Here is an 11,467-nt window from a genome sequence, read left to right on the forward strand (position 1 = left end):
CGGCGGGCCTTACCGGCCGGACCGTACGGAGGGGTAGGCTCCGCCTCCCCAGGCAAGGAGAAGGCCGTCATGACGACCTTTGTTGTTTTCGACCTTGAGTTCACCACCTGGCCGGACGCCCTGGAACAGAACTGGTCGGCACCGGGTCAGTTCCGCGAGATCGTCCAGATCGGCGCACTGCGGCTGCGGGCCGAGGCAGCCTCCGACTCCTCCGACTCCTCCGACTCCTCGGTCTACTCGGTGGTCGAGGAGTACGAGGCCCTGGTCCGCCCGCTGATGAACCCGCGCCTCTCGCCGTACTTCACCGAACTCACCGGCATCGACCAGGAGTCGGTGGACCGCGAGGGACTCCCGCCGGCCGAAGCCCTCACCGCCTTCCTGGCGTTCTGCGAAGGCCAGTCCGTCCTCTCCTACGGCAACGACATGGTCGTACTCGGAGAGAACCTCGGCTGGGCACGCGCGCGCGGCGACGAGATCAAGAGCAGCTTCCTGAGCGCGGGCTTCCTCAATGTCCGCCCGTGGCTGAACACGGTCGCGCCCGCCACCGCGCCGGCCAACGTGGGCCGCCTGTGGCAGGTCCTCGGCCTGCCCAAGCCGCCGGTCTCGGGCGAGGAGCATTCGGCGCTCTTCGACTGCCATTCGTTCGCGGCGGCGCTGCGGCATCTGCGGGCGGCGGGGGCGGCGTTGCCGGAGGCTTGGCTCTGACCCGGCTGTACCGCCCCTACCCACCTGCGGAAAACCCCGGCCTCAGCGTTTCCGCGAGGCCGGGGCTCATGTCACGTGGCCGAAGGGTGGACTGTCACGCCGGGTCGATCCGATAGACACTGCCGCCGATGTCGAACACGTACAGCTCGCGGTTGCCGCCCTGCGCGAACGAGACGACCTCGCCGCCGTTGACCACGAGGTCGCCCGTGCCGGTCACCTTGCCGTTCTCGATCCGCAGCGTGCGGAGGGTGCCGTCGCAGTAGTCGCTGTACACGTACTGGCCCTTGAGGGCCGGGATCTTCTTGCCGCGGTAGACGTATCCGCCGGTGACGGAGCAGCCGAGGCCGGTGCGGTCGTACTCGTGAACCGGCGGCACGTGGTTCGCGGGCTCGGTGCCGCCGCGGTAGGGGTGGGTGCCTTCCATCTGGGACCAGCCGTAGTTCTCGCCGCCCTTGCTGGATGCCGGGGCCCAGTCGATCTCTTCCCAGGCGTTCTGACCGACGTCACCGATCAGCAGATCTCCTGTCCCCGCGTCGAAGGAGAACTTCCAGGGGTTGCGCAGTCCGTACGCCCAGATCTCGTCCTTCGCCTTCGGGTCGGCGACGAACGGGTTGCCGGGCGGGATGGCGTAGGCCTTGCCGGGGTCCTTGCGGCTCGGGTCGATGCGCAGCAACTTGCCGAGCAGCGTGTCGAGATTCTGCCCGTTGCCGTGCGGGTCGCCACCGGAGCCGCCGTCGCCGAAGGCGATGTAGAGATAGCCGTCGGGGCCGAACCGGATGTCGCCGCCGTTGTGGTTGGAGTACGGCTGCGTCTGGGTGAGGAGGGTGCGCCGGCTGCTCGGCTGGATCTTGCCGCCCTTCACGGCGAACTCGTCCACGACGCTGGTGCCTTGGCGGTTCGTGAACGAGATGTAGAAGTGCGCGGACTTCTTGTCGAACGCGATGCCGAGCAGGCCGCGTTCGCCGTCGGTGGTGGTCTCGCTGGATATGTCGAGCACGGGCTCGCTGAGCCCCTTGTCGCTCAACACCCGTACGGTGCCCGCGCGTTCGGCCACCCAGACGGTGCCACCGGGTCCGGCGACGCCGGCGATGGGGTTCTTGGCGGTGGCGACTTTGGTGAGGGCGACGTTGGCGGCCTTCGTGTTCTTCGCGGGTTGCCGGGGTGCGGGCGCCTCATCGGCGGACGCCGTGCCTAACGCGAGGGACGCGACGAGACAGATGCTGCCGAGGGCACCGACAGCGCCAACGATCGCCGAGCTTCTGGTGCGAACTTTCACCGTGATCCTCCTAGAGGCGGCGAATGGGGGAGGTCACCCAGCTGCTTGGGGGCAGAGTTGAGTTGTAGGGGCATCGCCCGCACCAGCACGCAACCTGGGTGGGGGGAGGGTGTGCCGCTGGCCACGCATGAGGATACTGGGGTGGGGCGGCTTGGCGTAGACCAATGCGGCAGTCTTCTGAGATGGGGACTGGGGCTGCGTCTGCGGCGACGGCTACGGGTTCCGCCGTGCGGCATGGTTGTGGCTTCACGGTCCGCCTGCCGCGCCCCTACTGCATGCCACTCATCCACGCGCAAGGGCCGGTGATCACTGAGATCACCGGCCCTTGGCCTACTGCTGATACATCCGGCACGGATGAAGTCCGTGCCCCCGGCAGGATTCGAACCTGCGCACACGGCTCCGGAGGCCGTTGCTCTATCCCCTGAGCTACGGGGGCGTGTCGGCCGCGGGTGGCGGCGACGGGTAGAACACTACCAGCTTCGTGGGGGTCTTCTGGAACGGGTATTTGTGCAGCGTCCGGGGGCCTGGCGGGGCCCCCGGAGCGGCGTGGGGTGAGCCGCGGTGGGGGTTACGGCTTGCGGGCCACGCCTGCGTAGGCGTCCACTGCCAGGGTGGTGTCCGTGGTGGGTTCGGGGCGCCAGTGGGTGACCGGGGTCACGCCGGGGGCGGTGAGGGTGAGGCCGGTGAAGAAGCCGGTGATGTCCTCGACGCTGCGTACGTAGTACGGGATCGCGCCGCTCTTGTTGTACGCCGCCGACGCCGCGATCATGCCCTCGCTCGTGGACGTGGAGTCGCTGATCACCAGGGCGCTGCCCGACGGCAGGCCCGCCATCAGGCGGTCCACCAGGTCCTTCGCCTCGTCGTACGACGACACATGGCCCAGGGTGTTGAGGATCATGAGGGCCACGGGGCGCGAGAGGTCCAGGGTCTCGCCCGCCTTCGCCAGGATCGCCTCCGGCTCGTACATGTTCGCGTCGATGTACGACGTCACACCCTCGGGCGTGCTCGTCAGGAGGGCGCGGGCGTGGGCCAGGACCAGCGGGTCGTTGTCCACGTACACGATGCGGGCGTCGGGGGCGACGCGCTGGGCCACCTCGTGCGTGTTGTCCGCGGTCGGCAGGCCCGTGCCGACGTCCAGGAACTGGCGGATGCCCTCCTCCCCCGCCAGGTGGCGGACCGCGCGGCCCAGGAAGTGGCGGCTGGTGCGGGCCACGTCGACCAGGCCCGGGAAGATCTCCTTGATCTGGTCGCCCAGCTCGCGGTCCTTCTCGTAGTTGTCCTTGCCGCCCACGAAGTAGTTCCAGAAGCGCGCCGAGTGCGGCTTGCTCGTGTCGATCCGCGCGCGTATCTCGGCGGACGAGTCGAGCCTGGGGGTGGAGTCGGAGCCTGACACGGGACCTCCTGCGGGGCGTGGGCCGTTCGGTTTGCGCGTTGTTCGTTGTTCGTTGTTCGTTGTTCGTTGTTCGTTGTTCAACGATCGCTCGGGTGGCAATTTAGCAAGTGTGCAGCAGGTCAGGGGGGTTGCGGGGAGGTGGTCGACCTTTGTACGTGGGTCTGCTGCTGCCCCGTACTCAGTCCGCCCGAGTATCCGTACGGATGCCCCGCGCCCCGCCCCGCCGCGACGCTTGCGTCCATGACCACACCTCTGCGCAACCTCAAGTGGGCAGTAATGCGAGGCCTGTTGGGCACGGTCGGGCGGGCCTCGCGGGGCATCCGGATCGGCTATCGGTACGGCTTCGACAGCGGCACGATGCTCGACTACGTGTACGTGAACCGCGCCCACGGCGTCCTCGGCTTCGGCCGTCTCGTCGACCGCGTTTACCTCGACGCCGTCGGCTGGCGCGCCATCCGCTCCCGGCGCGAGCTCCTCCAGGACGTCCTGCGCGAGCAGATCGGCCGGCGGGCCGGGCGCGAGGTCACCGTCCTCGACGTCGCCGCCGGGCCCGGCCGCTACCTCCAGGACATCGCCGCCGAGTACGGGCCCCGCCGGGTGCGCGTACTCTGCCGCGACCTCGCGGAGGCCGGGCTGCGGCAGGGCGAGCGGCTCGCGCGGACGCGCGGGATCACCAACATCTCGTACGAGACCGGGGACGCCCTCGACCCCAAGGCGCCGGACGCGGGCGCGCCGGACGTCATCGTGGTGTCCGGGCTCTACGAGCTGCTGCTCGACGACGACGCGATCCGGGCCTCCATCGAGCGGCTGCGGGGGCTGCTCGCGCCCGGCGGCACCCTCGTCTTCACCACCCAGACCCGCCATCCGCAGCTCGACTTCATCGCCAACGTGCTGCCCAACAGGGACGGGCAGTTGTGGGTGATGAAGTGCCGGGACGTCGGGGAGACGGAGGGGTGGGCCCGGGCCGCCGGGTTCGGGGAAGTCGCCAGTCGGCGGGAGGAGGTCGGGCTGTTCACGGTGACGGTGTGCGGGGCGGGGTGACCTCGCGGGTGCTGGGGGTACCGGGGGTGCTGGAGGTACTGGAGGTGCCGAGGGTGCTGGAGGTGCCAGGGGCGGTTACGCCGACGCCCTCTTCCTCGGCGTCGTCTTCTTCGCCGTCGCCGATGTACCAGACGTCTTCTTCGCCGTCGTCGTCTTCTTCGCGATCGTCGACTTCGTCGACTTCTTCGCGGTGCTCTTCTTCGGGGCGGCGGCCGTCGACTTCGCGGCAGTCTTCGCGGTCGATTTCGCCGCTGCCCTCGCCCCGGACTTCGTACTCGCCTTCGTGGCCGTCGACTTCTTGCCGCCCACCTGTTTGGGAGCCGCCGAGGCCGACTTCCGTGCCGTCGAGCGGCGGGACGGAAGTGCGGTGACCTCGGCGTCCTTGCCGTCCTTCGCTCCGGCGCCGGAGCCCTCGCCGCGCGCCGACCGAGCCGCCCGGACACTGCTCTCCAGCGCGGCCATCAGGTCGATGACCTTGCCGCCGCCCGCCTCGGCCGCGGGCGCGGGGGCAGTGGCCCCGCCGCCCTCGACCTTCGTGGCGATCATCTCCTCGACGGCCGCGCGGTAGTCGTCGTGCAGGGAGTCCATGTCGACGTCGCCGAGGGTGTCCATCAGGGCGTCCGCCAGGTCCAGTTCGGCCTCGCGAACCTTGACGTCGGTGTCGGGGGCGACGCTGTCGGTGGCGCGGATCTCGTCCGGCCAGAGCAGGCCGTGCATCGCGATCACGTCGTCGACGACGCGCAGCATGCCGAGCCGTTCGCGGCCGCGCAGTGCGAACTTGGCGATGGCCACCTTCTGGCTGCGCTTCAGGGCCTCGCGCAGCAGGGTGTAGGGCTTCGCGGCCGGTACTCCGTTGGCCGACAGGTAGTACGAGGTGTCCATCTGGAGGGGGTCGATGCGGTCGGCCGGGACGAACGCGACGATCTCGATGGTCTTCGCGGTCGGGATGGGCAGGGCGGCCAGGTCGTCTTCCGTGATCGGGATGATCGAGCCGTCCGCGTCCTCGTACCCCTTGCCGATCTCGGCGGTCGTGACCTCGCGGTCCTCCAGCTCGCACACCTTGCGGTAGCGGATGCGGCCGCCGTCCTCCGTGTGGATCTGGCGGAAGGAGATCGAGTGGTTCTCCGTGGCGTTCACGAGCTTGATCGGGATACTGACCAGGCCGAAGGAGATGGCGCCGTTCCATATGGACCGCATGTGGAGCACCTTTCGACCTGTTTACGTGGCGTCGTTGTCGGGCGCCGTCTTCGGGCGACGGTCTGCTGCGTCGTTTTCGTGGCGGTTTCGTGGGATTCTCATCGTATGCCGCCTATCACCGAGGTGGAGGGGCGAAGGATCGCGCTCAGCAACCTGGACAAGGTGCTGTATCCGGCGAGCGGGTTCACCAAGGGCGAGGTGCTGCACTACTACGCCACCGTCGCCGAGGCGCTGCTCCCCCACCTGCGCGACCGCCCCGTCTCCTTCCTCCGCTTCCCGGACGGGCCCGAGGGCGAGCGCTTCTTCACCAAGAACCCGCCGCCGGGTACGCCCACCTGGGTGCGGACCGCCGAGGTGCGGCGCTCCGACGGGGTCTCCCGGCAGATCCTCGTGCAGGACCTGGCCACGCTGATGTGGGCGGCGAACCTGGTCACGGAGTTCCATACTCCGCAGTGGCGCGCGGACGCCCCCGGGCTCGCCGACCGGCTCGTCCTCGACCTCGACCCGGGGCCGCCCGCGGGGGTCGTGGAGGCTTGCGAGGCCGCTCTGTGGCTGCGGGAGCGGCTGGTGGGGGACGGGTTCGAGGTGTACGTCAAGACGTCCGGCAGCAAGGGGCTGCACCTGCTCGTGCCGTTGCGGCCCGCCCCCAGTGCGGAGGTCACCGCTTACGCGAAGGCGCTCGCCGTGGCGGCGGAGCGGGAGCTTCCGGGGCTTGTGGTGCACCGGATGACGCGCAGTCTGCGGCCGGGGAAGGTGTTCGTCGACTTCAGCCAGAACGCCGCGGCGAAGACGACCGCTACGCCCTATACGTTGCGGGCTCGGGCTGAGCCGACGGTGTCCATGCCGGTGGATTGGGACGAGGTTGCCGCGTGCGCGGAGCGGCGGGAGGCAGGGGCGTTGGTGTTCCTCGCGCCTGAGGTGGAGGGGCGGTTGGAGCGGTACGGGGATTTGCTGGGGCCGTTGTTGGAGGCCGGGAGGGGTGGGGTGCTGCCCCCTGCGGGGTGACGCGGGGCTAGATGCGGTGCCAGGTGTGGCGGTCCCGGGCCAGCGCGTGGAGGGCCTCGACGTCGGCCGGTTTGAGGACGCCGCCCGCGCGGGCCAGGGCGGAGAGGTCGGCCTCGAGGAGGACGCGTACCTCGCGGGGCGGCGCCGCGACCTCCACGTCCACCGCCCCCACGGGCACAAGCACCGCCCGCACCTCCGCCGTCAGCGCGAACGAAGCCCGACCGGCGTCCGCCCGCAGCTCCCGCAGCAGCGGCTCCGGGCGCCCCCGCCCCACCGCCACCATCGGGTCGGCCACCCGCACCCGCTGTCTGCGCGCCGGCAGGGAACGTACGCAGAAGAGCCCGCCGGGCCCGATCAGGAGATGGTGGATCCGCGCACCGCCGGGGAGCCCGATCGAGTGCAGGGTGTGCCAGCCCACCGCGTCCAGGCGGTCGAGCGCGTCGCCTACGGCGGTCTCCGCCGCGAGCGCCCGGTGCCGGGGATCGGACCGCAGCCTGCGCGCGGGCGGCGGATCGCGGTCGATGGCTATGCGCAGGGCCTCGCCGGGGCCGTTCGGCGCGAGGTCGTCGTCCGGGTGCAGCGTGAGCCGGGCCAGCTCGGCCGGGGTCGGCACGGGCGGCGGCCCCACCGTGACGTTCCCCGTCAGGAACGGGCCCAGGACGTGCAGCACGTCCGCCTCCCGGTCGGCGCTCAGCAGGTTCACCCGGGCCGTGTCCCTGTCGTACCAGGCCACGCTCCCGCCGTCCGGCCGGCAGACGAAGAGCCGCTCCTGACCGTGCCTCCATGTCGGTACGACGCGCAGTCCGCTCATGCCCCACCACCCCTTGACCATGGGAGCAGCCCGGACGCTCCCTGGGCAAGAACCTGACGGCGTCCCGAGGAAGTTGATGGCAATTCGCCCTGCGTTCGCCACCCCGGGCCGGGTCCGTACGCCATGTCCCCACCCGTCCCGTAACGGCACCGCCCGCACAGCTATGGGGCCCTGTTACAAACTCGCCGAACCGCCGCAATGACGGGCGCCTAGCTTCGTAGCTGACACCCCCTGACACCTCATGTCACCTCCGTCACCGATCGCCGTCCAGCGCAAGGAACGCACCGTGAGCAAGAGCCGCCGCCTCCCCGCCGTCCGTACCGCCGCCGTCGGCGCGCTCGCCGGCGGCGCCCTGCTGCTCCCGGCCACGGGCGCGTTCGCCGCCACCCCGGCTCCCGCTCCCGCCGCGCACGGCACCGTGCGACCGCACACCCCCGAGGGCGGCGTGCGCGCGGGCACCGACGGGCTCAAGGACTCCCGGAATCCGGCGTTCCTGGTCGCGGGCGGCGGGATGGCCGCCGCGGGCGCGGCGGGGCTCGGCTTCGCGATGCTGCGCCGCGGCCGCACCGACGGCTGACCAGGCGTCTCGCCGCCGTCTGCCTGTGCCCCGCCCAGCCCCGGAGGAACCGCCATGACCACCCCCGCCCGACGACGCCTCACCGCCGCCGCAGCCCTGACCACCGCCATCGGCCTCGGCCTCATCGCCTGCGGACAGGGCAGCGGCGGCTCCGGCAACGCCGCCCCCGACGTCACCGTCAAGAACGCCGCGACCCACCAGGCCAAGCAGGCCCCGCTGCCGCTGAAGAAGTCCAGGCCGACCGGGCTGCGGATCCCCGCCGCGGGCGTGGACGCCAAGGAGATGCTGGACCTCGGCATCGGCGCCGACGGCGCGCTGGAGGTGCCGCCCGCCTCCAAGGGCGAGGTGCCCGGCTGGTGGACCGGCGGTGTCACGCCGGGCCAGAAGGGTGCGGCCGTTCTGGTCGCGCACTACGACACGGCGAACGGCCCCGCGCTGATGCGGAACGTCGCGAAGGTCAAGGTGGGCGACCGGATCATGGTGCCGCGTGCGGACGGGTCCACGGCGACGTTCGAGGTCCGTGAGGTCCAGCAGGTCGGGAAGAAAGACTTTCCAACCCATAAGGTGTACGGGGCGACCGACCGGCCGGAGCTGCGCCTGCTGACCTGCGGCGGCCCGATCAAGGACGGTCACCGGACCGACAACATCATTCTCTACGCCGACCTCGTGCGGTGAGGACGCCTCCCGGGCTTCCGTAGCGCCGTGACGATGCCTCGTACGAGGCACCCGCAAGCAGGAGCGCCAGTTGAACCGCAGCCGCCGTCCGGGCAGCAGTCCGGGCAGCCGCAGGCCCGAGCGCCGTCGCGTGCTCGCCGCGGCCGCCTTCGCGCTGTCCGCGGCCGCGCTCGCGGCGGGCTGCGGCGACCCCGGCGACCTGCGCGGCGCGGGCACCACTCCGACGGCCGTGGGCCCCACCCGGCTCTGGCCCGACCTGCCGCCCGCGTCCTCGCCGGTCGCCGACTACGGCGAGGCGGACACCGAGGAGATCAAGGGCGTCAAGGTGCCCGGCGGCGACCTGCACAAGGTGAGCCCCGTCGCGATCGTCCGGGCCGAGGTGCGCGCGAACCCCGACGTCTACAGCGGTCCCGACGCGCTCTACAAGGACACCGTCGAGGCGCTCAAGGACTGCGGCAGCCGGCCCAAGGACTGCCCGGTCCTCAAGGCGTACTACCGCGACTTCACCGGTGACGGGAAGGACGACCTGGTCGTCGGCATCCGGATGCCGGAGGAGCAGCTCGCCGTCCGCGTCTACGCGATGGAGAAGGGCCACCTCACCCAGATCATGGGCACCTCCGACGCGGTGCTCGGCGTCGAGCTGGCCGGGCACGACCTGGTGGTCCGCGCGGTCTCCGGCATCCCCGGCTACGAGTACCGCACGGCCTGGTCCTGGGACCGGCACCAGCGCGCGATGCTGCCCACCCGCGACGAGATCCTGCGCTCCTCGGACGCGCCCCGGCCCAAGGGCGCCCGCAGCCAGGCGCCCGCCCTGACCGAGCGGACCGAGCCGGACGCGGGCCCCGGACCCGGCGAGACGTCCGGCCCCGGTGAGAGCCCCGGGCCGACCGTCGGCCCGAACCCGAGCCCCGGTGCGAGCGGCGACGACCGGCCGGGCGGGGGCTCGTGACCGGCCGCGCCGAGGCCGGCGCCCCGCCGCGCGCCCGCAGAGTGCGGCTCCCCCGCCTCCCCTTCCGGCTGCCCGCCTGGACCGCGACGCTGACCTGGAAGGCCGCCGTCTTCATCGCCGTCATGTGCTGCGCCCTCGCGGCCCTGCTCGGCATACTCGTGCACGTCGCGGTGACCAACCAGACCGTGGGCCAGGCCCGCGACCGCGCCCTGACCCGGCTCGACGACGCCACCAAGCAGTACGAAGCGGGCGGCAGGCTCGACCCCGGCGCGGGCATCGACCCGCCAGGCCTGCCCCGGGCGCTGCGCGACCTCGCCGTCGGCGGGGAGCGCGGCACGATGGTCGGCGACCACGACGACCGGCCGACGGTGTGGGCGGCCGGGCCCGCGGACGGCGGGCGCGCCATCGCCGTCCAGGTCGACTACGCGCAGGGCGCCCGCACCATCGACGGGCTCGACCGCGCGATCCTCGGCTCTTCGGTGCTGGCCATCGGGGCGACGCTGCTCGTCGGCGCGTTCGCGGTGACGCGCGTGACGCGGCGCCTGCACCTGACGGCCCGGGTCGCCCGCCGCATCAGCGCCGGTGACCTCGACGCGCGCGTGAACGACCCGCGCACACGGGACGCCGACCGCCACCAGGACGAGGTGGCCACCGTGTCCGGTGCCCTGGACACCATGGCCTCGTCCCTGCAGAGCAAGCTCCTGAGCGAGCAGCGCTTCACCGCCGACGTCGCGCACGAGCTGCGGACGCCGCTGACCGGGCTGCACGCCGCCGCCGAACTGCTCCCCCCTGGCCGCCCCACCGAGCTGGTCCGGGACCGCGTCGCCACGCTGCGCACGCTCACCGAGGACCTCCTGGAGATCTCCCGCCTCGACTCGCGCAGCGAACGCGTCGACCTCGACGCGGTCCGCCTCGCTCCACTGGCCGAGCGGGTCGTGCGGGCTTCGGGGGCCGAGGTGGAGCTGCGGATCGTACGGGACATCGTGGTGGACACGGACGGGCGGCGCCTTGAGCGGGTGCTCGGGAACCTCGTCGGGAACGCCCTCAAGCACGGGGCCCCGCCGGTGTCCCTGACGGTGGACGGGCCCGTGATCACCGTGCGGGACCACGGTCCCGGCTTCCCCGACTACCTGGTGGAGCACGGGCCGCAGCGGTTCCGCACGGAGGGGACGACCAAGGGCCATGGGCTTGGGCTCACCATCGCCCTGGGGCAGGCGCGGGTGGTGGGGGCGCGCCTTGAGTTCACCAACGGGGTGGACGGCGGCGGGGCGGTGGCCGTGCTGGCTCTTCCGTACGACGAGGTCCCAGAGGCGGGCGCCGAGGTCGGAGCGGGCTGACCGGGACGCGGGGACGCCGTGACGCCGTTGCGTGCACAGGGTGTCACTTTTAGTGTGAATTGCGGCCTTTGACAGGTCGTGCGTTCCCACTCCGCTCAGCCCAGGAGGCCCTGATGGCCCTTCGTCCCCGCCCCTCCGTCGCCGCCCGTCTCTCCATACTCGTCGCCGGCGGCGCCCTCGCCGCCGCCACCGTGCTGACCGCCGCGCCCGCGGCCGTCGCGGACGACGCGAACAACAACCCGCCGGTCTACAAGGGCCGCGTCATCGCCAAGGGCGGGCTGCTGCTGCGGGACATGCCGACGCGGGGCAGCAAGGTCATCCGGAGTGAGCCGTACGGCAAGGTCGTGCACATCTTCTGCAAGGCGCGCGGCCAGTACGTGCACCACAACGACCGCTGGTACCTGCTCACCGACGGCACCTGGGCGTGGGGCGCCGCGCACTACATCGACAACATCGGTCCGGCGCCGCGCTGGTGCTGACCGTGCGCCGGGGCCGACGCCC

12 protein-coding genes and 1 tRNA gene are annotated in these 11,467 nt (G+C 71.7%); 8 read left to right on the forward strand and 5 right to left on the reverse strand.

Annotated features, from left to right (window positions below; genetic code table 11):
* The first annotated feature begins 69 nt into the window (after positions 1 to 69).
* The gene (locus tag IEY91_RS00655; RefSeq protein WP_189172432.1) at positions 70 to 705 is read left to right on the forward strand and encodes an exonuclease domain-containing protein; all 636 of its coding nucleotides are present in this window, start codon (positions 70 to 72) and stop codon (positions 703 to 705) included.
* 94 nt (positions 706 to 799) lie between these two features.
* On the opposite strand, the gene IEY91_RS00660 is transcribed toward IEY91_RS00655, so the two are convergent.
* The 3 genes from IEY91_RS00660 to IEY91_RS00670 all read right to left on the reverse strand — a co-directional run bounded on the left by IEY91_RS00660 (position 800) and on the right by IEY91_RS00670 (position 3,374).
* Entirely contained in the window at positions 800 to 1,981 is a 1,182-nt protein-coding gene (locus IEY91_RS00660; RefSeq protein WP_189172433.1) for a PQQ-dependent sugar dehydrogenase, read from the reverse strand.
* Between the two features lie 364 nt (positions 1,982 to 2,345).
* A tRNA-Arg gene (locus tag IEY91_RS00665) sits at positions 2,346 to 2,417 on the reverse strand.
* Between the two features lie 132 nt (positions 2,418 to 2,549).
* On the reverse strand, positions 2,550 to 3,374 hold the full coding sequence (locus IEY91_RS00670) for an SAM-dependent methyltransferase (RefSeq protein ID WP_189172434.1): 825 nt from the start codon (positions 3,372 to 3,374) through the stop codon (positions 2,550 to 2,552).
* Between the two features lie 240 nt (positions 3,375 to 3,614).
* Here IEY91_RS00670 and IEY91_RS00675 point away from each other — a divergent pair, with 240 nt between their 5' ends.
* On the forward strand, positions 3,615 to 4,415 hold the full coding sequence (locus IEY91_RS00675; protein ID WP_189172435.1) for a class I SAM-dependent methyltransferase family protein: 801 nt from the start codon (positions 3,615 to 3,617) through the stop codon (positions 4,413 to 4,415).
* A 75-nt stretch (positions 4,416 to 4,490) separates the two neighbouring features.
* On the opposite strand, the gene ku is transcribed toward IEY91_RS00675, so the two are convergent.
* Positions 4,491 to 5,612 (reverse strand): non-homologous end joining protein Ku, encoded by a 1,122-nt coding sequence (gene ku, locus IEY91_RS00680; RefSeq protein WP_189172436.1) that lies wholly within the window; start codon positions 5,610 to 5,612, stop codon positions 4,491 to 4,493.
* A 105-nt stretch (positions 5,613 to 5,717) separates the two neighbouring features.
* On the opposite strand from ku, the gene ligD reads away from it, so the two are divergent.
* Positions 5,718 to 6,617, forward strand: coding sequence for a non-homologous end-joining DNA ligase (ligD, locus tag IEY91_RS00685; protein WP_189172437.1), 900 nt, complete (start codon positions 5,718 to 5,720; stop codon positions 6,615 to 6,617).
* Between the two features lie 7 nt (positions 6,618 to 6,624).
* Here ligD and IEY91_RS00690 read toward each other — a convergent pair whose 3' ends face one another.
* Positions 6,625 to 7,428: a nuclease-related domain-containing protein gene (locus IEY91_RS00690; RefSeq protein WP_164320693.1), complete on the reverse strand. Its 804-nt coding sequence runs from the start codon at positions 7,426 to 7,428 to the stop codon at positions 6,625 to 6,627.
* Between the two features lie 286 nt (positions 7,429 to 7,714).
* Between IEY91_RS00690 and IEY91_RS00695 the strand changes: the two genes are divergently transcribed.
* The 5 genes from IEY91_RS00695 to IEY91_RS00715 all read left to right on the forward strand — a co-directional run bounded on the left by IEY91_RS00695 (position 7,715) and on the right by IEY91_RS00715 (position 11,445).
* On the forward strand, positions 7,715 to 8,005 hold the full coding sequence (locus IEY91_RS00695) for a hypothetical protein (RefSeq protein ID WP_189172438.1): 291 nt from the start codon (positions 7,715 to 7,717) through the stop codon (positions 8,003 to 8,005).
* A 54-nt stretch (positions 8,006 to 8,059) separates the two neighbouring features.
* Positions 8,060 to 8,680, forward strand: coding sequence for a class F sortase (locus IEY91_RS00700; protein WP_189172439.1), 621 nt, complete (start codon positions 8,060 to 8,062; stop codon positions 8,678 to 8,680).
* Positions 8,681 to 8,750: 70 nt separating this feature from the next.
* Complete coding sequence (locus IEY91_RS00705) at positions 8,751 to 9,629, forward strand: hypothetical protein (protein WP_229696608.1); 879 nt, start codon at positions 8,751 to 8,753, stop codon at positions 9,627 to 9,629.
* Positions 9,630 to 9,751: 122 nt separating this feature from the next.
* The gene (locus tag IEY91_RS00710) at positions 9,752 to 10,966 is read left to right on the forward strand and encodes an ATP-binding protein (protein ID WP_229696670.1); all 1,215 of its coding nucleotides are present in this window, start codon (positions 9,752 to 9,754) and stop codon (positions 10,964 to 10,966) included.
* A gap of 113 nt (positions 10,967 to 11,079) precedes the next feature.
* On the forward strand, positions 11,080 to 11,445 hold the full coding sequence (locus tag IEY91_RS00715; protein WP_164320699.1) for an SH3 domain-containing protein: 366 nt from the start codon (positions 11,080 to 11,082) through the stop codon (positions 11,443 to 11,445).
* Positions 11,446 to 11,467: the final 22 nt, after the last annotated feature.

The sequence above is a fragment of the Streptomyces lasiicapitis genome, assembly GCF_014646335.1.
GTDB lineage: Bacteria > Actinomycetota > Actinomycetes > Streptomycetales > Streptomycetaceae > Streptomyces > Streptomyces lasiicapitis.